The sequence below is a fragment of the Veillonella intestinalis genome, from assembly GCF_943192895.1.
In the GTDB taxonomy this organism is placed as follows: Bacteria; Bacillota; Negativicutes; order Veillonellales; family Veillonellaceae; genus Veillonella_A; species Veillonella_A intestinalis.
In genome coordinates, this window is the sequence record NZ_CALPCB010000003.1 from 84,586 (window position 1) to 107,373 (window position 22,788).

Annotated in this window: 16 protein-coding genes, 1 tRNA gene and 1 other RNA gene; 3 read left to right on the plus strand and 15 right to left on the minus strand. The window is 37.4% G+C overall.

Annotated features, from left to right (window positions below; all coding sequences use genetic code 11):
* Window positions 1-39: 39 nt before the first annotated feature.
* The 10 genes from gatB to NFR27_RS03170 all read right to left on the minus strand — a co-directional run bounded on the left by gatB (window position 40) and on the right by NFR27_RS03170 (window position 15,751).
* Window positions 40-1,482, minus strand: coding sequence for an Asp-tRNA(Asn)/Glu-tRNA(Gln) amidotransferase subunit GatB (gatB, locus tag NFR27_RS03125; RefSeq protein ID WP_251454045.1), 1,443 nt, complete (start codon window positions 1,480-1,482; stop codon window positions 40-42).
* Window positions 1,479-2,936 carry an Asp-tRNA(Asn)/Glu-tRNA(Gln) amidotransferase subunit GatA gene (gene gatA, locus NFR27_RS03130; RefSeq protein WP_251454061.1) on the minus strand — a complete coding sequence of 486 codons (1,458 nt, stop codon included), beginning with the start codon at window positions 2,934-2,936 and terminating at the stop codon, window positions 1,479-1,481. Before gatA ends, gatB begins: the two co-directional genes overlap by 4 nt.
* Window positions 2,937-2,947: 11 nt before the next feature.
* The gene (gene gatC / locus NFR27_RS03135) at window positions 2,948-3,238 is read right to left on the minus strand and encodes an Asp-tRNA(Asn)/Glu-tRNA(Gln) amidotransferase subunit GatC (RefSeq protein ID WP_251440105.1); all 291 of its coding nucleotides are present in this window, start codon (window positions 3,236-3,238) and stop codon (window positions 2,948-2,950) included.
* 60 nt (window positions 3,239-3,298) lie between these two features.
* The gene (ligA, locus tag NFR27_RS03140; RefSeq protein WP_251454315.1) at window positions 3,299-5,323 is read right to left on the minus strand and encodes an NAD-dependent DNA ligase LigA; all 2,025 of its coding nucleotides are present in this window, start codon (window positions 5,321-5,323) and stop codon (window positions 3,299-3,301) included.
* Window positions 5,324-5,351: 28 nt separating this feature from the next.
* Window positions 5,352-7,547, minus strand: coding sequence for a DNA helicase PcrA (gene pcrA / locus NFR27_RS03145; protein ID WP_251454064.1), 2,196 nt, complete (start codon window positions 7,545-7,547; stop codon window positions 5,352-5,354).
* Window positions 7,548-7,655: 108 nt separating this feature from the next.
* Window positions 7,656-8,933 (minus strand): manganese-dependent inorganic pyrophosphatase, encoded by a 1,278-nt coding sequence (locus tag NFR27_RS03150; RefSeq protein ID WP_251454066.1) that lies wholly within the window; start codon window positions 8,931-8,933, stop codon window positions 7,656-7,658.
* Window positions 8,934-9,163: 230 nt separating this feature from the next.
* Entirely contained in the window at window positions 9,164-10,543 is a 1,380-nt protein-coding gene (gene dcuC / locus NFR27_RS03155) for a C4-dicarboxylate transporter DcuC (protein ID WP_251454068.1), read from the minus strand.
* Window positions 10,544-10,909: 366 nt separating this feature from the next.
* Window positions 10,910-14,053, minus strand: coding sequence for an efflux RND transporter permease subunit (locus NFR27_RS03160; protein WP_251454070.1), 3,144 nt, complete (start codon window positions 14,051-14,053; stop codon window positions 10,910-10,912).
* An 11-nt stretch (window positions 14,054-14,064) separates the two neighbouring features.
* Window positions 14,065-15,195, minus strand: coding sequence for an efflux RND transporter periplasmic adaptor subunit (locus NFR27_RS03165; protein ID WP_251454072.1), 1,131 nt, complete (start codon window positions 15,193-15,195; stop codon window positions 14,065-14,067).
* Window positions 15,188-15,751, minus strand: a complete 564-nt coding sequence (locus NFR27_RS03170) for a TetR/AcrR family transcriptional regulator (protein ID WP_251440092.1) — start codon at window positions 15,749-15,751, stop codon at window positions 15,188-15,190. The genes NFR27_RS03165 and NFR27_RS03170 overlap by 8 nt, the downstream gene beginning before the upstream one ends.
* Window positions 15,752-16,175: 424 nt before the next feature.
* Between NFR27_RS03170 and NFR27_RS03175 the strand changes: the two genes are divergently transcribed.
* Window positions 16,176-16,580 (plus strand): ferritin family protein, encoded by a 405-nt coding sequence (locus NFR27_RS03175; RefSeq protein ID WP_251440090.1) that lies wholly within the window; start codon window positions 16,176-16,178, stop codon window positions 16,578-16,580.
* Between the two features lie 358 nt (window positions 16,581-16,938).
* A complete protein-coding gene (locus NFR27_RS03180; RefSeq protein ID WP_251454074.1) occupies window positions 16,939-18,006 on the plus strand; it encodes a YeiH family protein in 1,068 nt (355 codons plus the stop codon).
* A gap of 60 nt (window positions 18,007-18,066) precedes the next feature.
* Here the strand turns inward: NFR27_RS03180 and NFR27_RS03185 are convergent.
* Window positions 18,067-18,150, minus strand: a tRNA-Leu gene (locus NFR27_RS03185).
* Window positions 18,151-18,387: 237 nt separating this feature from the next.
* Between NFR27_RS03185 and ssrA the strand changes: the two genes are divergently transcribed.
* Window positions 18,388-18,731, plus strand: a transfer-messenger RNA (tmRNA) gene (gene ssrA / locus NFR27_RS03190).
* 119 nt (window positions 18,732-18,850) lie between these two features.
* Here ssrA and smpB read toward each other — a convergent pair.
* The 4 genes from smpB to sigH are packed head-to-tail and all read right to left on the minus strand — an operon-like array spanning window position 18,851 to window position 22,716.
* Entirely contained in the window at window positions 18,851-19,330 is a 480-nt protein-coding gene (gene smpB / locus NFR27_RS03195; protein WP_251440084.1) for an SsrA-binding protein SmpB, read from the minus strand.
* 21 nt (window positions 19,331-19,351) lie between these two features.
* Window positions 19,352-21,739: a ribonuclease R gene (rnr, locus tag NFR27_RS03200; protein ID WP_338146964.1), complete on the minus strand. Its 2,388-nt coding sequence runs from the start codon at window positions 21,737-21,739 to the stop codon at window positions 19,352-19,354.
* A gap of 54 nt (window positions 21,740-21,793) precedes the next feature.
* Window positions 21,794-22,030: a preprotein translocase subunit SecG gene (gene secG / locus NFR27_RS03205; RefSeq protein WP_251440782.1), complete on the minus strand. Its 237-nt coding sequence runs from the start codon at window positions 22,028-22,030 to the stop codon at window positions 21,794-21,796.
* 14 nt (window positions 22,031-22,044) lie between these two features.
* Window positions 22,045-22,716 (minus strand): RNA polymerase sporulation sigma factor SigH, encoded by a 672-nt coding sequence (gene sigH, locus NFR27_RS03210; protein WP_251440079.1) that lies wholly within the window; start codon window positions 22,714-22,716, stop codon window positions 22,045-22,047.
* Window positions 22,717-22,788: the final 72 nt, after the last annotated feature.

A 22,788-nucleotide genomic window follows, 5' to 3' on the forward strand; every position in this document is an offset into this window, starting at 1 on the left:
ATTTTTACTGATACAGCTAATAAATATATCAGTAATTACTTATGCTTTCAAGTGTTTCTGCAATAATTCATTAACTACGCCAGGGTTAGCACGGCCCTTGCTAAGTTTCATAACTTGACCCACTAAGAAACCGATCGCTTTACCTTTACCGCTTTGGAAATCTTCAACTGATTTTGGATTATCCGCAATAACTTGTTTTACGATTTCTTCAATAGCGCCTGTATCAGTAATCTGAACAAGGCCCTCTTCTTCTACGATTTTCTGAGGATCCTTACCCGTTTCCCACATAGAAACGATAACTTTCTTAGCAATTTTACCAGAAATAGTACCTTTTTCAATTAAAGCAATCATAGCTGCTAATTGTTCTGGTTTTACTTTAGCTTCAGCGAAGGTAATGCCTGCTTCATTGACCATTTTAGATAAATCACCAAGCATCCAGTTAGCTGCTGTTTTAGCATCAGCTCCTGCTTTTACAGTGGCATCTAAATAATCAGCAGTTTCACGCATAGTGGTCAAAATATTGCTATCTTCTTCAGATAAACCATATTCTGCTTTGAAACGAGCAATCTTAGCATCTGGCAATTCTGGTAAGGATTGACGGGCTTCTTCAATTTGTTCATCGCTGATTACGATTGGTACCAAATCTGGCTCTGGGAAGTAACGGTAATCATTTTCTGCTTCTTTTTTACGCATAGATAAAGTCATACCCTTACCATCATCCCAAGTGCGTGTTTCTTGTACAATTTCGCCACCATCTTCTAATGTTTCAGCCTGACGAACGGCTTCATATTCAATCCCTTTTTGCAAAGCAGTTAAGGAGTTCATATTTTTAATTTCTGTTTTTGTGCCTAATTTTTCTTCGCCCATTAAACGAACTGAAATATTAGCATCGCAACGCAAACTACCTTCTTCCATACGCACATCCGATACATCTAAGTATTTAATGATGGAGCGAAGTTTTTCCACATAAGCTCTAGCCTCTTCACCAGAACGAAGATCTGGTTCAGATACGATTTCTAGAAGTGGCACACCAGTACGGTTATAGTCTACATTAGAAGAGTCAGACGTGCTAATGGTATTGCCGCTATGAACTAATTTACCAGCATCTTCTTCCATGTGAATGCGAGTAATGCGAATACGACGAGTTTCACCATTCACTTCAATATCTAAATGACCATTGAGACAAATTGGTAAGTCATATTGCGAGGTTTGCCAGTTTTTAGGCAAATCTGGGTAATAATAGTTTTTACGGTCAAATTTATTAAATTGTAAAATTTCACAATTTAAAGCTAAGCCTACACGAATCGCATAGTCTACGACCTTTTTATTAAGTACTGGCAATACCCCTGGAAGCCCTAAACAAACAGGGCACACATGGGTATTTTGGTCTCCACCAAATTCAGTGGTACAACCACAGAAAATTTTAGACTTTGTTTTTAATTCTGTATGTACTTCCAGCCCTACGACTGTTTCATATTTCATAGTGTTACCTCCCCAATGGATGCTACTTTATTACATTCAGGACGAGCTTGCTCAAAGGTATAAGCAGTGCGTAGTAACACCTCTTCACCCATAGCAGGCGCCAATAATTGCATGCCAATTGGCATACCATTGCTTGCAAAACCAGCAGGGATTGAAATACCAGGAATACCAGCTAAGTTAACTGGGGTGGTGCAAATATCTTCCATATACATGGATAATGGATCATTAATTTTTTCACCAAATTTAAATGCTGTATTTGGTGCTGTTGGCGTTAATAATACATCTACATTTTCAAAAGCCGCATCAAATTCATTTTTAATCAAACGACGCGCTTTCAATGCTTTCAAATAATAAGCATCATAGTAACCAGAACTCAATACATAAGTACCAAGTAAAATACGGCGTTGTACTTCAGGGCCAAAACCTTCCGTACGCGTCTTAGTCGACATTTCAACTAAATTGTCAGCTGGTACACGTAAGCCATAGCTTACCCCATCATAACGGGCTAAGTTAGAACTAGCTTCTGCTAAGGCAATAATATAATACGCAGACAAGGCATATTTAGACGTAGGCAAACTAACTTCTACAATTTTAGCGCCTAAATCTTCATAAGTCTTTGCGGCTTTTTCAATTGCTTCACGAACTTCACTATTAATACCATCGCCAAAATATTCTTTTGGCATACCTATTTTTAAGCCTTTTACATCACTTACCAAGGCTTTTGTATAATCAGGACGGTCCCCTGGAATAGACGTAGAATCTCGATGATCATGACCAGTAATCGCATTCAATACAATGGCTGCATCAGTGACATCGCGTGTGACAGGGCCAATCTGATCTAAGGAAGATGCAAAGGCAATCAAACCATAACGAGATACATTACCATAGGTTGGTTTTAAACCTACTACGCCACAATACGCCCCTGGTTGACGAATCGAACCGCCTGTATCAGACCCTAACGCCCAAATGGCACTACCAGCTGATACAGCGGCTGCACTACCACCGGAAGAACCACCTGGTACATATTCTGCATTCCATGGATTCGTTGTTTTAGCTAACGCTGAGTTTTCTGTAGACCCACCCATAGCAAATTCATCCATATTAACTTTACCAAGACTTACATAGTCTTGACTGGCTAACTTTTCAATAACTGTAGCATTATAAGGGGGCACAAAATTTTCTAACATTTTAGAAGCACATGTAGCCTTTTGATCTTTAATACAAATATTATCTTTAATAGCGCCTGGAATACCTGCCAATGGTGAAATTGTTTCACCAGCTGCAATTTTTTCATCTACTTTAGTCGCTACTGCCAAAGCGGCTTCATGAGAGTCAGATAAGTACGCATGTACGGTTGGCTCAGTCTTTTCTTTATGAGCAATAACAGCTTTGGTTAATTCTACAGCAGATAATTCCTTAGCTGCTAATTTTTGATGTAATTCATGAATTGTCACAGTGCTTCCTCCTATTCCTGTATAACTCGCGGTACTTTGAAGTAACCATTTTCTTCTTCTGGTGCATTTTGTAATGCTAAGTCATGGTCGAGTGATGGTTTAACTTCATCTTCGCGGAATACATTTTGTAAAGGCACTGCGTGAGCCATAGGTTGTACCCCATCAAGGTCCAATTCTTCTAATTCTGTTACATATGATAAAACGTCATTTAAGGCTTTTTCTACAGAGCCCATATTCTCTTCACTAATATCTAAGCGTGATAATAAAGCAATCTTCTTGATTTCGTCCCGATTGATTTTCATGCGTACACATCCTTTCATTGTATTATTATATCAAATCAGCTGTAACAATACAAAACAAGCCTACTGCCAGTCTTTAATTAAATCTAAAAACTCAGCTTCATTCATAATACGAATACCTAATGTTTTAGCTTTAGTTAATTTACTACCGGCTTCAGCACCAGCAATAAGAATGGTAGTCTTCTTACTAACCGAACCGGTAATCTTCGCCCCATGAGACGCTAGTAACTCACCCGCTTCTTTACGGCCCATACTTTCCAAAGTACCAGTTAATACAATGGTTTCACCAGCTAATTCAGTCCCACTTGGTTCAGCTACATCTTCTTCCATAACAACGCCTACCTTGCGTAAGGACTCAATTAAGGCTAAATTATATGGTTCTTTGAAATAAGCTACTAAGCTTTCTGCCATAGTAGGGCCTATTTCACTGACGGCTGTTAAGGTCTCCACGGTAGCATTTTGTAAGGCTTCCATCGTAGGAAAATGTTCTGCAATTGTACGCCCTGCTTTAGCGCCAATTAAGCGAATACCTAAAGCAAATAACAAGCGGCCTAAGCCTCTCGTTTTAGAAGCCTCAATAGCGTTCAATAAATTCTGGGCTGACTTTTTCCCCATGCGCTCCATTGTTACCAATTGATCTTCTGTTAATGCATACAAATCAGCTACTGTAGTAATTAATTTATAGGCAATCAGGCTTTCTACAATACTTGGGCCTAAACCATCAATATTCATGGCATCACGAGAGGCAAAGTGAATGATTTTCTCTTTTTCTACCGCCGGACAATGCTCATTACTACAACGAACAGCCACTTCGCCAACACGACGTACCGTAAGCGAATCACAAATTGGGCAATGACTAGGCATAGTAAATTCTACTTCACTACCAGTCCGCTTTGCAGGTAATGATTTAATGACTTCTGGAATAATTTCTGCCGCTTTATGAATCATTACATGGTCACCAATGCGAATATCTTTATCTTTGATAAAATCTTCATTATGAAGCGTAGCACGCGCCACATTCGTGCCTGACACAAATACAGGTTCCAATTCAGCCGTAGGTGTCAACACGCCCGTGCGGCCAATATTAATCGTAATATCTTTAACAATCGTCTCTACTTCTTCTGGTGGATATTTAAAGGCTGTAGCCCAACGAGGGTCCTTAACGGTAGCCCCAAGTTGCTCTTGATCTTCAAAAGCATTGACCTTAATTACCATACCATCTGTATCATACGGTAGATTATGCCGTTCTTCATCCCAATAAGCGATTCGTTCAATTATCTCGTCCGCTGTATGGCATACCGTATAATTTTGGTTTACATGAAAATGAAAATTGTCTAAGGTGTGTAATAATTCACTTTGAGATTGGATATGAGCACCTTCTGAAGATCCCAAAGCATAGGCAAAAAAATCTAAATTACGACTAGCTGTAATGGCTGGGTCTAATTGGCGTAATGAACCGGCAGCCGCATTGCGTGGATTCACAAATATAGGTAGGCCTTCTGCTTCCCGTTCTTCATTAATTCGCTGAAATTCTTTATGCGGCATATATACTTCGCCACGAATTTCTATATAAGGTGGGGCATTTTCAATCCATAACGGAACCGACTGAATGGTACGCACATTATTAGTAACATCTTCACCTACACGGCCGTCACCACGAGTGACAGCCCGCACTAATACGCCATTTTCATAATGTAAATTACATGCCAAACCATCAATCTTAAGTTCCACTACATATTCTGAACGGTGACCTAAATCTCGTTCAGTCCGTTCTATGAAACTGCTCACTTCTTCATACGTGAATACATTACCTAAACTAAGCATAGGTGAGCCATGTACTACTTTTGGAAAATCCCCTTCCACTTTAGCACCCACTCGTTGAGTCGGTGAATACGAGGTAATATATTCTGGATGAGCCGTCTCAAGCTCTACCAATTCACGATATAGCTTGTCATATTCATAGTCCTCCATTTGTGGCGCATCTTTAACGTAATACAAGTAACCACAATAGGACAATAATTGTTGTAGCGCATGTGTTTTAGCTTCTTCTGTAGTCGCTACATCTAATGCCTCTCGTAAGGTTGTCATTGTTGGCATAACATATTCTCCTGCAATCTTACTTTTCTAATCGTTTTACTGGGGCAAATTGCGCCATAATTAAGCGCACACCCTGTGTAGGAAATTCAATTTTAAGTTTCAAACCTGGTCCTGACCCCTGTAATTCTAATACTGTACCATTTCCCCATTTAGCATGAACTGCGGTATCGCCGACTTGCCAATCTTCAACTACAGGATTGCGTAAAGTCGGCTTAGTCACAGGGCGTGACATAACAGAAAGATGAGCTGGTACATGACGCTGTACGTCGTCCCGAACTTTTCGTTTAGGCCGTAATTCTTCTATTAAGCCTTCAGGAATTTCTTTTAAAAATCGAGATGGCAAATAACCATTAGTTCGACCAAACACAGTTCGTGTCGTTGCATTTAATACGTACAATTCTTTTTCAGCTCGCGTAATCCCTACATAACAAAGACGCCGTTCTTCTTCAATCTCTTCTGGATTCATAAGAGTCCGACTATGAGGGAATAAACCTTCTTCAAGGCCTGCTAAAAATACAATAGGAAACTCCAAGCCCTTTGCAGAATGCAAGGTCATGAGCGTTACCTTAGAATCGGCTTGTTCGTAAGTATCTACATCATTTACTAAAGCCACTTGCTCTAAAAAGTCCTGCACTGTTCCCGTTGGATTTTCATCTAAAAATACTTTAGCCACAGAAAGCAATTCACCAATATTCTCTACCCGTGCTTCATCTTGTGGATCTGTACTAAGTTCTAACTCTTTTAAATACCCTGTTTTTTCTAAAATAGACTCTAAAATTTGAAGTACATTATGGTCATCCATCATAGCTACTAAGGTAAAAATTAAAATCCCAAACTCTTCTAATTTATCCTTAGTTTTTCCTTTAATCGTAGGAATTTGATTTAACATCGTTAATGTCATAAATAAAGAATTGCCCGTTTCCCGTGCATAATCTTGTAATTTCCCTACTGTTGTAGCCCCAATACTCCGCTTTGGCACATTAATAATCCGCAATAAACTCAAATCATCAAACGGATTAAACAATACCTTCAAATAGGCCAGTACATCTTTAATTTCTTTACGATCATAGAACTTAGTGCCCCCTACCATAACATATGGCACACCTCGTTTAATTAACCCTTCTTCTAACGCCCGTGATTGAGCATTAGTACGGTATAAAATCGCCATATTACCATAAGGTACTTCATGTAAATCGTGCTGTTTAGTAATAGTTTCACTAATAAAAGCGGCTTCTTCCTGTTCAGATTGTGCTTCAAAGTGACGAATCTTAGGGCCCATGTCTTGATCAGTCCACAACACTTTATCAGGGCGCCCTTCATTATTATCAATAACCGCATTGGCGGCTTCTAAAATAGTTTTTGTGGAGCGATAATTTTGTTCTAACTTAATTGTCTTACACGCAGGATAGTCTTTTTCAAAATCTAAAATATTTTGAATATCAGCACCGCGCCAAGCATAAATACTCTGATCCGCGTCACCTACTACACATATATTCTGCCATTTAGAAGCTAGTAAATGGGCTAATGTATATTGAGCATGATTTGTATCTTGATATTCATCAATCATAATATAACGAAAACGATGACTATATTTAGCTAATACATCTGCTTTGCTTTGTAATAGTTTAACAGCTACGAGCAATAAATCATCAAAATCAAGAGCATTATTTTTGCGTAGTTCTCGCTCGTAATAGTCATAAACATCAGCTACTTTTTGACTATAAAAATCACGAGCTTCCATACGAAAGTCATGCGCTAATAACAAACGATTCTTAGCATCTGAAATAGCACTGAGCATAGCGCCTACAGGAAAATATTTATCATCTAAATTTAATGCTTTTAATGCGCCTTTAATGACGGCTTGAGAGTCACCCGTATCATAAATAGTAAAATTTTTACTATACCCTAAAAAATTATCTAATTCAAAGCGTAAGAATTTAGCGCAGAAGGAATGAAATGTGCTAAGCCAAATACGATCTGCCAAAGAACCTACCAAATCTTCTACACGACTTTTCATTTCTTTAGCGGCTTTATTTGTAAAAGTAATTGCTAAAATTTCATAGGGATTTACCCCTTGCGCTAATAAATGAGCAATTCGATAAGTAAGAACTCGTGTTTTACCGGAACCGGCGCCCGCTACAATTAATAAGGGACCTTCCGTAGTGCGTACCGCTTCTTGTTGCTCTGTATTCAAACCATCAAATAAACTACTCATAACAGTCCTTTCCTTACTTTTAATCGGTAATGAACAAAAACGTTGCAAGAGGCAACGTTTTTGTAAATTCACGCTTCAATTAAATAGCTAATCTACTACTTAATTGGCTTATTTCATAGCTCCCAAAATTTGAGGAACAATTTGTTTTTTACGAGATAAAGTATTAGCGAGGAATACTTCTTGGTCTTTTGGTTCTTCGCCGAAAGCAGCTTTTACAATATGTGCTACATCACCAGCAAATAATAGATTTGTGCTTTCTTTTAGAATATCCGTTACCATAATATAAGATGCTACATAATTATTAGCAGCCCGTAATTCTTCTAACGCTTTTAATAACGCTGGTTTACGAGTCAACACATCATCAGCATTCATAGTAGATAATTGGCCGATTGTAAATACTTGGCCATTAGCACTAAATTCTTTCATATCAGTACGAACAATTTTTTCATCGCTAAAATCAGATACATCAGCACCAGCTTTTAACATTTCAAGACCATATGCTTCTAAATCAACACCAGCAATAGTAGCTAATTTTTTAGCTGTTTCTACATCTTTTGGTGTGCAAGTTGGCGAACGGAATAATACAGTATCAGAAATAATAGCTGATAATAAAAGCCCTGCAATATGTTTTGGAATGTCTTGGCCATATTGCCAGTAGAAATTAGCTACAATAGTACAAGAACAGCCTACTGGCTCGTAATGAATGAAAATAGGATTTTCAGTCACTAAGCCACCAATACGATGGTGATCTACGTTTTCTACGATTTCAGCGTCTTCAATATCATCAATAATTTGAACCTTTTCATTATGATCGATTAAAATTACTTTTTGTTTTTCTTTAGGTGCTTCTACATGAGAACGAACCATACCAAAATAGGTATCCCCATCAACTACTGGGAATGCACCATTATGGCCACGATCAAATTCTTTCAATTTTAAATCTGGAGAAATAAGTTGACAACCAGCTTTGGATACTAACTCACCAGCTGTCACAGTTTTCTGCTCAAGCCAAGCACCTGCTAACGCTTCAATCAAACGACTTGGTAAAATTACACCTACAAATTTACCATCTTTTACAACAGGAACACGATTCATATCATGTTCTTTGCGCCATGCAAGAACAGCTTCTAAATTAGCATTTACTTCTACCGCTGGCACAGCTTCTAATACATCTTTAATGTGTACAGCAAAGCTAGTTACGATTTCAGGATGTTCTACTTTAAAATAATCGAGTACAAAGGACGTTTCCTTATTCGCAGGACCAGCACAAATTGCTTTAGCTGGAATACCCATTTGATTTTTTAAATTAGCATAGCCTAAAGCAGAACAAAAAGAATCAGTATCAGGGCTCTTATGGCCAGTTACGAAAATCACATTTTCACTCATGTATATCACCTCATAAAATATTTAGAATTAACGAAGTTAATTTATCTTATTTATTATATCATAGATTACCCCTTTTCAGTATGGGTAAATAGAGGATGACAAAAAAATCTCCACCCAATTAATCAGGTGGAGATTTTCATTAAATTGTATCAAGCAACTACGCTGTAATCACTCTGCAATTACACTATCATAACCATGTTTTAAAAACTATTACTTTACTTATGTTTTAATTATAAGAACATAACAAAGTTAGCAATAACTAAGGTAATACCGGCCCCAATCATTGGAATGGCTGTTCGTTTTACCAAATCAAATGGAGATATACCAGCCATACCAGACGCTACTACAATTACAGCTGTAATTGGTGAAATTGCGCGGAACGCACTGGCAATAAAGTGCATTGGCAAAATCATAAGAGCTGCAGAAACCCCTGTAGATGCTGCAATGGATGGTACTAAGTTAGCAAAAGCGAAGAATGGCGCATTACCAGACCCCATTACAACAGAAGATACACCAATAATTGCTACCATTACTAAGGTAATACCGATACCACCAAAACCAGATGACTTAGCCCAGTTAATTAGCGCATCAATAGTACCAATCGCCATAAGACCTTTAGCAAATAATTCACCTGCTACGATAAGGCTGACTACATTCGCCATTTGACGGCCCATACCATCAAAGTATACTTGTAAATCGGCAAGTACGGATTTACCGTCTAACGTACGTACATATTGGAAAATCATGCCAATAGTTGTACCAATTAACATCGCCATAATAATGTTCATTTTAATCCAAGAAATCCATAGGCTAGAGAAAGATAAAATTAAAGCTAATGGAATAACTGGTAAAATAGCATAATACAACGGTGCTTCAACTTTTAAGTCTTCATTTGTCATTTTGTCTTCATTAACAGTTGCTTCTTGAGCTACCACTACATGGCCATCACGTTTATCCATGTACTTTTGAGTAAAGTAATGAAGAACTGCTACTACTGGGAATACCCATAGCGCTACTGGCACTTGGAAAGAATGCCAATATGTTACTGGGTCAAGACCTGCTAATTCAGCCGCAAAGATTGTACCTGTATCACTTGGGCTCCAGTCCAAACAAAGAGTAGTAGCAATAGCTGCTGTAGCAGACAATTTACTTACACCTAATGCAATCAATACTGGATACATAGTTACCATCAATAGCATCGCTAAACCAGACGCACTATTAATAGCTAACCCAATTACCATACCTAATACCCAGCAAGCACTTAGTACGATATAAGGTGATTTTAACTTCCGTAAAGGCTGAATTGTTAATGTAACTAACGCACGGGATGCTCCAATATGATCCATATAACGTGCAAAGCCTGCTACCGCCATAATATTAAGACCTAATTTAGCTGCACGTTCACTAAATAAAATACGAATAAGTTCGAAAATATCAAAAATAAAATTCCCCGTTGCTTGTTTAGCCCCTAGAATCGTGCCATACCCTAGTAAATATGCTAATGCCAATAATACCATACCACCAATAAAGAGCACGGCTTGCGCTTTGTACCGTTTAAATACAAGGGTACCAATCCATAAAATAACAATCACTGAAATTAAAATATTCACATGCATACCTCCTTACTTTAATCACAACTTAGTAATTCTTTCAGTGTTATTGCCGATGCATGCTGTCCATCTCATACACATACATCTAATTTTGTATACATTATATCACGAACCTATTCATCTTAATTATACTTAATATGCATAAGTGACATTGACTTTTTCTGAAAATTATGAAGCATAAAACAGCTAAGTATTTCTGTATTCTCTCGTCCTTCCAACTAAAAAACGATGAGCATACCTAAAGGTATACTCATCGTTTCTAATCAAGCAACGAAATACTCACTTCATAAACTTCCTAAAATAAGGAATTGCTGTCCATATATAATTGTCTATTTGGCAAGCCTAATCAATAAACTAACGTATCAATTAATGCTTTTTATCTTTTTTACCAAACCCAATATTTTCAATCAAGATAAATAACATTGGGATTACAAAGATACCAAATAAAGTAGCAGAGGTCATACCAGCTACTACGGTAATCCCCATGGATACACGAGCACCGGCACCAGCCCCACTAGAAATAGCTAATGGAATACAGCCTAGAATAAATGCTAAAGATGTCATCAAAATTGGACGAAGACGAATTTTAGCGGCTTCAATCGCTGCATCAACAAAGCGCATGCCTCGTTCATCAACACGAATCTTAGCATATTCAATAATCAAAATCGCATTCTTTGCTGCCAAACCAACCAAAGTTAACAAACCAATTTGTAAATAAATATCGTTTGTTAAATTATATGTACCAGTCAAGTTAAGCAACCAAGGAATCAACGCTGCCCCTACGATACCAGATGGAACGGAGAACAATACTGCAAATGGAACCTTCCAAGATTCATATAAAGCTGCTAACACTAGGAATACGAAGATAATCCCCATCCCTAAGATAAGAATAGTCTGTGTCCCTGCTTTAACTTCCTCACGACTTTGATCGGCCCAGTCATATGTATAACCTTGAGGCAAGTTTTTAGCTGCTTCTTCTAATGCTGCAATAGCATCACCAGAACTATACCCAGCCCCCTGAGAACCACCAATTTTAACAGCTGGATAGTTGTTAAAACGAGTAATCGTGGATACAGAAGTAGTTGCTGTTGATTTAATATAGTTAGCTACAGGATATAAAGTACCGCTACTATTAGCTACATACACATTATTATTGTTTTCAGGTGATACACGATAATCTTGCTGCGCTTGGATAACTACTTTATAGTTTTTACCAAACTCATTAAAGTCATTGACCTGAATACTACCATAGAAACCTTGTAGCGTTGTGAAAATGTCAGAAACACTTACACCATCTCTAGCTGCTTTATCACGATTAATTTCAAAATCATAAGTCGGCGTGCCATCACTGTAAGTAGTATAAATAGAAGCAAACACTGGTTGTTTACGAGCTTCACCTAAGAAATCATTAACTACTGTCGCCATTTGCTCAGGTGTGTCTCCTGCTTTGTTAATAATATACATGGAGAAACCACCTGTACTACCTAAACCAGGAATTGGCGGTGGATTCATAGGTAAAATAGTTGCTTCTGGCACCGTTGCGGTAAAGCCCATCAATTTGCCAATTTTAGAATCAACATCTTGCCCAGCTCCCTTACGCTCACTCCAGTCAGCTAAGGTAGCAAACATTAAGCCACCACTTGTTTTTTGAGCACTAGATAAAATATCAAAACCAGAAATCCCTGCTTTATCAACAATATCAGAGTCCTCATTCATGAAGGCTGTAACTTTTTCAATAACTTCCATAGTTCTTGAGGAAGTTGCCCCTTCTGGCAAGCTAATAGCTACCATATAGTAACCATTATCCTCTGAAGGTACGAAGGCTGAAGGTAAAACTCGGAATACACCTACTGAAACAAGTACAAATCCAATTAATACAACAACTGTAAGCCATAAATGTTTAGCTAAACGAGCTAATTGATAGCCATACCAATCACTAAAACGCTCTAAAGCATCATTAAATTTATTAAGACCACGATGAATGAAGTCTTCTTTTTCTTTAGGCACATGTGGTTTTAACATCATAGCACAAAGTGCTGGCGTTAATGTCAATGCCACAAAAGCTGAAATCGCTACAGAAACAGCTACCGTCAAGGCGAACTGTTTATACAGAATACCCGTCATGCCACCCATAAAGGATACTGGTACGAATACAGAAGCCAATACAAAGGCAATACCAATTACTGGGCCCTGTACATTTTTCATAGCTTCAATCGTAGCTTCATGTGGTTTTAAACCATTTACTTTAATTTCATATTCAACGGCCTCGATAACAACAATCGCGTCATCGACAACCAGACCAATGGCAAGTACCATGGCGAATAAGGTTAAGGTATTAATGGTAAATCCAAGGACTTCAAAGGCTGCAAAGGTACCTAATAACGATACAGGAACCGCAATCATTGGAATTAATGTGGAACGCCAAGACTGTAAGAAGATGTATACAATTAAGGCTACCAATATAAGGGCTTCCACAAAGGTATGAATAACTTCTTCAATAGAAGCTGTAACGAAGTTTGTATTATCTACAATAATCGTATATTCAACACCTGGTGGCAAATTCTCTTTTTGTTGTTCAAGAACTTGTTTTACTTTAGTAATGGTTTCAATCGCATTCGCATCACTTGTCAAAGATACTGCAAAGGCCGCCATCGGTTTACCATCACTCTTAGCACTAAAGCCATAATCTTTAGACCCTAATTCAATATTAGATACATCTTTAAGGCGCAATAAATTACCCGTTGTATCTGTCTTAATAATAATATTACCGAACTCTTCAGTAGTCATTAAACGACCTTGAATGGTAATATTATGTGATACTTGTTGATTGCTTGGTATCGGCTCAGTTCCTAACGAACCAGCAGCGGCCTGTTTATTTTGCGAAGAAATAGCATTAACTACTTGAGCAATAGTAACATTATGCTGTGCCATCTTAGCAGGATTTAACCAAATACGCATAGCAAAGTCAGAGCCGAACTCTTGAACACTACCTACCCCATTAATAGACTTAATTTCATCCATCATGTAGTTAGATGCATAGTTTTTCAAGAATGTCTGGTCGTATGAACTTTCATCAAGTGATTTTAACGCAAATACTAAGGACATATCGCCTGTAGATTTAGTTGTGATTACACCAACGTTTTGAACTTCTGACGGCAAAGATGCTAAGGCACGTTGTACACGGTTCTGTGTATTAACTGTGTCCATATCAGCATCAGTACCTTGATTAAATTGAACGGTCAAAGAATAACTACCGCTACTACTACTGGTGGACATCATGTAGTCCATATCCTGAACACCAATAATCTGTGACTCAATAACAGAGGCTACTGTATCACTAACAACCGAAGCCGAAGCACCAACATAACTTGTACTAACACGAACTTGCGGTGGTGTAATTTCTGGATAACGTGCAACTGGCAAAGTAAACATAGAAACTAAGCCAACAATCGTAATAATCAAGGACAAAACGATGGCGAATATAGGTCGGTTTATAAAAAATTTCGACACGATATCCCCCCTTATTTACTCTTTTCTACTTGGTCTTTAGTTAGTGCTGTTGCATTAACCTTCACACCATTACGAATTTTAGTTAAACCGTCTACAACAACAGTTTCACCTGCTTTTAGACCACTTTTAACAATAGTATAAATACCTTGTGTGCCACTAGTTACAACAGGCACTTGTTTTACTGTACTAGACTCATCAACAGTATATACAAATGATTTATCTAATACTTGTGTCAACGCTTTAGTTGGTACTAAGATAGCACCTTTAATAATGTCCCCAGGAGATACAACAGAGGCATACATATTAGGTAATAAAATATGTTCTGGATTTGGGAAAGATGCTTTAAAAATCAATTGACCAGAAGAACTATCAAGGTTTTTAGCAGCTTGTACTAAAGTACCTGTATATTGGTAAATAGACCCATCAGACAAGCGAAGTTGTAATGGTAGATTATCCATAGTTTGACCTTGTTTATTCTTCATGAATTCAAGATATTCAGATTCACTCATAGCAAATTGAACATATACAGGATCTACTGTATTAATCGTCACTAATGTAGTTGTCCCAGCAGTTACAAAGGAACCTAAATCAATATCATCCATTTCTAATGTGCCATCAAATGGTGCATAAATTACAGTATCTTGTAAATTATCTTGTGCAATACGAACAGCGGCTTCATTAGCAGCTAAAGCTGCTTTTTGCTGTTCAGTAGTGCTTGCTTGCGTATCTAAAGTCTGACGTGCAATGGCATCTTCATTCGCTAATTGTTGATACCGTTGTAAATCACGTTCTGAGTTTAAATACGATGCATTCGTAGACGCTGCTGTTGCTTGTGCACTTGCTAAATTAGCTTCATATTGTCGAGAGTCCAAACGGAATAAAGGTTGTCCTTTTACGACTTGTTGACCACCTTTTACATACTTTTCAACTACATGACCCGACACACGTGCATGGATAGCCGTCTTATTCTGAGCCGTAATTGTACCATTAAAAGACGTAGCAATTTGTGTGTCTGTTGCTGCTATTTTATATGTGTTAACAGCCACTTCATTAGGCTTTGCTTCCTCCTTGCCACATCCAGCCACTACTAGCATCATTGCTACAATAGCTACTAGAGCACCTGAAAAACGAAACTTACTCATTCTTTGCCTCCTCATTTAAAATACCATGTAATATCATATTCATCGCTTCTGATAAAATTGTAATACAATCTTCTGGATTACGATGTTCATCATAAAAAACTGTACGCACTACGCCTTTTAACATTAACAACAACACTTCAATATTTCCTGGTTTAATAATTCCCATGCGTTGTTGCTCTTCTAAAAAGCTTCCGAGTAATTCCCAGTCTCGCTCAAATACCCGTAACACATGATCTACTAAAGATGGTACTGATGCAAACATTAACCGATAATGATCACCACTTATAGCCGCATACAAATCAGACCGCACAGAAAAATATTTCTTCAACTTAGTCACACAATCTAATGTAGGGTCTTCAAGGATTTCTTTATGAAGATTATAAAAATCCTGACTTTTCTCAAATAAAATTCGTTCAATAATTTCATTCTTTGAGTGAAAATTCTCATACAACGTGCGTTTGCTAATATTTAACCGCTTAGCTAAATCATCCATCCGAAAGGATGAGCCATACAATTCTATTTCAGCTACGGCAGCTTCAAGAATTCGTTGCTTCATTGTCGCCTCCCTCACTTTACATACAAACTTACTTTCACATCAACAACATATGCTAGACATACACTACACATATATTACACAAAAATTTATAAAGTTTTTCATAAATTATAGTCAATATACGTCAAAAAAAGTTCTCAATCCATTACGCCACTAGCCCACGAAAACCGAATTGAAAACTCTAGTACCATATCTCAGTTTAACTAAAAATAATTCAAATGTCAATATCAAAAATAGCTTTCTAGCAGTATATATCAACTTTTTTCAGCATAAAAATTTTGCACAATTTAATTGACAAAAATATTTTCATCAAGTATAATAAATGAAGTAAATCGAAAAATATAGCAGTCATTACATTTTATCGATATAATCTTTGCACCTTAGTGTGTATTATCTTTTTTGATACCGTATTTTCTAGGAGGAATCTATGAGTTTTTACAATGTAACTAAAGACACAAAATTTGAAGACATTTTCAAAGGTGGCGTTGAAGCCGAATTACACGGAACTCGTGTATATATGACTTTATATCTTTTAGCTAAGGAACAAGGTTTAGACGACGTAGCCGCAGCCTTCCATGAAATTGCTGTACAAGAAGCTGAACACGCAGGTTTTTATGCCCTCTGTAATGGTGAACAAAAACCAGATTTTTGGGCTGTAGCTAAACAAATTCAACAACTGGAAGAACAAGCTGGCGATCGCTTAGACGCCCGTGCTGACGATTTACGTGCGGCTGGCCTTACAGAAGCAGCTGACCATATGAACTTTATTGCCAAACAAGAAGTAAATCACGGCAACATGCTAAAAGCCTTATTTGAAAAATATGGCAAATAATCGAGTAAATACTAATAATTCTACTAAATAATCCCTAAATTAATACATAAAAAGGTCCTCATAGATAAACACTTACTAATGTGTTTATAATCTATGAGGACCTTTTGTATTTTATTTTGCTAAAATAAGCATTAATATATACAAATTTAACAGGATTTTATATTATAAAAAGATTATATTCATTTCTAAGAGATAACTTAGTTAAACTATTTAAATTTAACAATCAATGCACTATTTTTAATTCATATTTCCTATATATAAAAAGATATCCTAATTATGATACAATAAATACAATCATACTACTTAGCATTCAATTAACCAATAAATGCTTACATGTAATGTTTTGGAGGATTTATGTATGAACTGGTTACAGCAAGAACGGCTTGGCCTCGCACTCTGTGCAGCCATTGCCATCCCCTGTTATATATTAGGACAATTTTTTCCTTTGATTGGCGGACCTGTCATCGCTATATTAACAGGCATGGGTATAAACCAATTATCATTTAATCGTCAAGTCGTTAATCCCGGTATTACTTATACTAGTAAAAAAATACTGCAATATGCAGTTATTCTTCTTGGCTTTGGCTTGAATCTACAAGTTGTATTAAAAACTGGCCTAGAATCACTACCTATCATTCTTTGTACCATTACAGTAGCCTTACTTATTGCCTATATATGTTATCGCACTATGTCTATTTCTAGTTCAATGGCTACATTAATTGGTGTAGGTTCTTCTATATGTGGCGGTTCTGCCATTGCAGCTACTGCCCCTATTATAAAAGCTGACGATAAAGATATTGCCCAAGCTATTTCAGTCATTTTCTTCTTTAATGTGCTAGCCGCCTTACTATTTCCTGCACTCGGTACTTTATTAGGTATCTCACAACTATCAGGTGAAGCCTTTGGTCTATTTGCTGGAACGGCTGTTAATGACACTTCATCAGTTACAGCTACCGCCTCAACCTGGGATAGTATGTATGGTCTAGGCAATGAAACCTTAGATAAAGCTGTGACTGTAAAATTAACTCGTACATTAGCAATTATTCCAATTACCCTATTTCTCGCATTTTTAACTAATAAGCAAAACAATGCCAACAATTCAGCTCATTTAAATTCCAATACTACTATTACAGCACCAACTCCCCCTTCAATCAAAAAAGTGTTTCCTCATTTTATTCTTTACTTCATTGGCGCTAGTCTTATTACGACCATGGCCTCGATGATTGGCATCTCAATTGAAATATTTACACCTATGAAAAGCTTATCTAAATTCTTTATTGTAATGGCAATGGTAGCCATTGGCCTAAACACAGATATAGTAAAATTGATTCGTAGTGGCTCACGACCGCTATTAATAGGCTTACTATGTTGGACAGGTATTACCATTTCAACTCTTTTATTACAATACAGTTTAGGGCTTTGGTAAATATCAATACAAACATAAAAGGTCCGTAACTAAATGTATTAGTTACAGACCTTTAAGATATGGTGCCGGAGGTGGGACTTGAACCCACACGGTGTTACCCGCTTGATTTTGAGTCAAGTGCGTCTGCCATTCCGCCACTCCGGCACGTTCGGAACATTAATTATTATACGCAAACTTTACAATCATGTCAATATACTTTTACAAATTATTTTTGCTTTCTAATTTACAAAACTACTCACTATTTAATAGATTTATTTTTCGTGTCTATTTGACTCTTCTATTGCAGTTGTCATTTGACACGCCTACTACAGTTGTTTATAATATATACACATATATACACAACTATAATTCTACATATAAAATCATAGTTAATACACACTTGGGGACGTAATGGTTTCGACAGGGGTGCGTGTATCATAGATAGCGAGTCGGCGTTCCATGAGGCCGTAAAACAGTGGAACTTTTAAATTAAACGCAAAAGAAAACTTTGCATTAGCTGCATAAGCTACGTCTTACCTTGCTCTGCCCGTGAGCAGGGATAAGGCGTCAAACTACGGGCTCGCCTAATTTATCTGCTCAAGTAAATTAGGTTAAACCTCTGAGCTGGGTTAGTGTAGTTTGTCGTTGTACAATAGCTGACTGAGATTCTAAAACAGCGACTGCACTCGGAGAAGTCTATGGGGCAACGCTTTTGGACAGGGGTTCGATTCCCCTCGTCTCCACCACAACTAATATAGGCAGTAGGAATAGTCATTGACTAATTCCTACTGCCTTTTTTATATTTCAAATAATTTTAAATTCCCTATAACCCCTAGTTTTATCTTCACCTATGCTCCCTTTTACGTTAATAATCTCGGCTCTGCTCTTTCATACGCCGACGAATATCTCGTTGAGCATCGCGATCAGCTATATCTTGACGCTTATCATAATTCTTCTTACCAGTTACAAGGCCTACTGTCACTTTTATTAATCCATGAGCAAAATGAAAATTCAAAGGGACTAAGGAAAATCCTTTTTCTTTTACTTGACCTAATAGACGATTGATTTCACTGCGATGCATCAGTAACTTCCTAGTTCTCATCGGTTCATGATTAAACTGATTCCCTTGCTCATAGGGACTTATATGCGCTTGAAATAAAAATAATTCACCATTTTGAATCCCACAATAACTATCCTTTAAATTCAAGCGACCTTGGCGAATTGATTTAACTTCAGTACCTGTTAATACAATACCCGCTTCAAATGTTTCATGTATATGATAATCATGGCGCGCTTTGCGATTATCAGCAATTAAACTACTACTATCTTTTTTTGCCTTACTCACTACGTTCCTCCTCAACTTCCATTACTTCTTTTTACTACCTTTTTTCTTACCTTTACTGCCCTTCTTACTCTGTTTCTTACTTTTCGATTTCTTAGCTACTTTATTAAAAGAGTCCCGACCTGATTTTTTACGACCTTTTCTATCGCTACTAGCTGAAAACCGCTCTTTTTTACCAGTCTTACTGTCTTTGGCACTACTATTACGGAAGCTTTTACCTGACGAAGCTAACCGTGTACGACTTTGCAATGACTTTTGAATTAAAGTGGCTGCATCTACATCACCAAGCAAGAAATCTATTTGTTTCTTATCCTTATCGGCTTTTATAAGTGTCACTTGAACCGTTTCACCTAGATGGTATGTCCTGCCAGTGCGACGACCGACTAATAAAAAATGTTCCTCATCAAAGAAATAATAATCATCATCCATAGTGGCAATATGCACTAATCCATCAATACCATTTTCAAGTTCTACAAACATGCCAAAAGATGTAATAGAACTAATCTTGCCTTCAAACACTTCCCCTACATAAGGTTCCATATATTGAACTTTTTTCAAATCATTAGTATCTCGTTCAGTAGCAACCGCAACTTGCTCTTGAATAGAACAATGTTCAGCTGCCTTTGCTAGGTATTCTTCAGAATCATCATATTTACTATATCCATCAGGCCAATGCAATTGCTTTTTCAAAAGTCGATGGACTATCAAATCAGGATACCGTCGAATAGGTGATGTGAAATGGGTATAACAAGCAGAGGCTAAACCAAAATGACCCACATTAGCCGAGGAATAGCGCGCTTGTTGCATAGAACGCAAGGTCATAATCTGAGCTATTTGCTCTACATCAGTCCCAACTAAACTATCTAAAAATCGCTGAATATCCTTTGGTTCTACAGCCCCATCAGCTAAATGAAACGGTTTGCCTAAATACGTCACTACAGTCTGTAAAGCTTGCAATTTTTCTTCACTTGGTTGCTCATGAATTCGATAAATAGCTGGTTTATTCGAATCCCGTAAATAGGTAGCTACTGTTTCATTAGCAATTAACATACACGCTTCAATAATCTTTTCCGCAATGGTTCTATCTTTGCGTACAATATTAAGCGGTGTGCCATCATTGGCTAACAATATTTTATACTCAGGAAATTCAAAAGAAATAGCTCCTGATTTTTCACGCATAGCAATTAATATCTTTGCTACTTCATGTAATTCATGCACCATTGGCATAAGTGGTAGTAAATCATCAGGAATAATCTCTTCTTCTAAAGCTTTATATATTTCAGGATAGCTACAACGACGATCTACCCGAATTACCGATGGACTAATGGTAAAATCAACCACTTTGCCTGCATGGTTAATCTCCATAATACAACTCATAGCATAGCGGTCTTCCTTAGCATTTAAACTACAAATGCCATTTGACAATACCGTTGGTAACATAGAGACTACGCGGTCTACCAAATATACACTAGTCCCGCGTTTATAGGCTTCCTTATCGAGCTCCGTATTGCCTCTTACATAATGGCTTACATCCGCAATATGAACCCCTAATTGGTAATGACCATTAACTAACTGCTTACAACTGACTGCATCGTCTAAGTCTTTAGCATCTTCCCCATCAATAGTAATCATAGGCACTTCACGCAAATCAAGGCGCTTGCCAGTAGGTAATACATCAAAACTTACTTCTTCAGCTTCTTTTAAAACAGGCTCTGGAAAGGCAAACGGAATTTTATGGGCTGCCATAATACAGTTAATATCTACCCCTATATCCCCTGTATAACCCAAAATTTCTTTGATTTTCCCTTCAGGGCGACGTCCTTTAGCATCTGGCCAAGAAGTAATCTCCACTAAGACTTTAGCACCACTACGTGCCTCCAAAGAATCTGGCAAAGGCACATAAATGTCATCACCTAAACGCTCATCATCAGGCACAACAAAGCCAAAATTCTTTTGTCGATCATAAGTACCTACAATCTCTGTATTCACATGCTCTATTATGCTTTCTACACGACCTTCTGGTCGTTGATCACCAACACGACTAAAACGCAATATATAAGCTACGACTTTATCATTATGCATAGCTCCATTACGTTCGTCTGGTCCAATAGCTACTTCATAGGTGCCAGTTGGATCTACTACTAAGCCTCGCCCATTGCGCAAACTTTTATAGGTCCCTTCTACAACATTAATTTGTTTCTTGCCAGCCTTAGCCTGCGCGGTCGGTGCTGCTAATTTATAGTAATCACCACTGCGTTTTACTAATAAACCAGCCTCAGATAGTGCTTGTACTTGCTCCATAAAAGTTTCTAATTCATCAGCCCCTTTAATCCCTAAAATATAAGCAGCATCTTCTATATGATACGCTTCTGGACTAATGGCTTTGAAAAAGGCTAAAATCTTGTTTTTCATATCTTCCATAGTTTCTTACCTCTACCAAAAAAGCCTGCACAAGGCAGGCTCCCATTAATATTGATTTAAGTAAATTCCCAAGAATAAGCTTAAGGCGGCAAAAAGAATCCCTAATACGATAGTGCATTTTGATAATAAACCATCAAGACCACGAGCTTTACCACCAAATACGGAATCAGCAGCACCACTTACGGCGCCCCCCATACCAGCACTCTTACTCGATTGTAACACAACCACCAAAATCAATAAAACAGATACTACCACTTCTGCAAACATCAAGAAATTTCTCACAATTGTCATCCTTCCTATGGCTCATTCTTTTTTGCTGAATTACTACGATGCTCTAAATACTTCTCTAACTTTCGTTTCACTCGTTGTAATGCATTATCAATGGATTTAACACTTCGGTTGTATTCAGCCGCAATCTCATTATAAGACTTGCCATCTAAATACCCCATTAATACTTTACCTTCTAAATCACTTAAAATAGATCCCATTTTTTCTTCAATATCGGAAAATTCTTCACGATTAATAAATAACTCTTCAGGATCTGTACCTTGACCTTCAATCAAAACATCCATCAAGGTTCGTTCCGCTTCATCCGCATAAATAGGTTTATTCAAAGAAATATACGAATTAAGAGGAATATGTTTTTGCCGTGTAGCCGTTTTAATGGCTGTAATAATCTGGCGAGTTACACACAGTTCGGCAAATGCTTTAAAAGAAGCTAGACGATCACCTTTAAAATCCCTGGTGGCTTTATAAAGGCCTATCATCCCTTCTTGAATAATGTCTTCTTTATCGGCACCAATCAAAAAATAAGATCGTGCTTTGGCGCGCACAAAATTTTTATATTTATTGACTAGATAATCCACAGCTAAGTGGTCATCTTGCTCTTGCGCTAATTTACAAATTTCTTCATCAGATAACTCCACATAACGACGATATTCATCGTTTAAGCGTTCATTAACGCACATGCCAGCCTCCACTTTCCTGTTCTAGCAGAACACAACTAATGTATCTCTCATTATACTTGATAGACCCCAGTT

What these genes read in the sequence shown, in the direction of transcription:
- gatB (WP_251454045.1), bottom strand. Translation starts at nt 1,482, where the DNA reads ATGAAATATGAAACAGTCGTAGGGCTGGAAGTACATACAGAATTAAAA.
- gatC (WP_251440105.1), bottom strand. Translation starts at nt 3,238, where the DNA reads ATGAAAATCAATCGGGACGAAATCAAGAAGATTGCTTTATTATCACGC.
- ligA (WP_251454315.1), bottom strand. Translation starts at nt 5,323, where the DNA reads ATGACAACCTTACGAGAGGCATTAGATGTAGCGACTACAGAAGAAGCT.
- pcrA (WP_251454064.1), bottom strand. Translation starts at nt 7,547, where the DNA reads ATGAGTAGTTTATTTGATGGTTTGAATACAGAGCAACAAGAAGCGGTA.
- NFR27_RS03150 (WP_251454066.1), bottom strand. Translation starts at nt 8,933, where the DNA reads ATGAGTGAAAATGTGATTTTCGTAACTGGCCATAAGAGCCCTGATACT.
- NFR27_RS03165 (WP_251454072.1), bottom strand. Translation starts at nt 15,195, where the DNA reads ATGAGTAAGTTTCGTTTTTCAGGTGCTCTAGTAGCTATTGTAGCAATG.
- NFR27_RS03170 (WP_251440092.1), bottom strand. Translation starts at nt 15,751, where the DNA reads ATGAAGCAACGAATTCTTGAAGCTGCCGTAGCTGAAATAGAATTGTAT.
- NFR27_RS03175 (WP_251440090.1), top strand. Translation starts at nt 16,176, where the DNA reads ATGAGTTTTTACAATGTAACTAAAGACACAAAATTTGAAGACATTTTC.
- NFR27_RS03180 (WP_251454074.1), top strand. Translation starts at nt 16,939, where the DNA reads ATGAACTGGTTACAGCAAGAACGGCTTGGCCTCGCACTCTGTGCAGCC.
- rnr (WP_338146964.1), bottom strand. Translation starts at nt 21,739, where the DNA reads ATGAAAAACAAGATTTTAGCCTTTTTCAAAGCCATTAGTCCAGAAGCG.
- sigH (WP_251440079.1), bottom strand. Translation starts at nt 22,716, where the DNA reads ATGTGCGTTAATGAACGCTTAAACGATGAATATCGTCGTTATGTGGAG.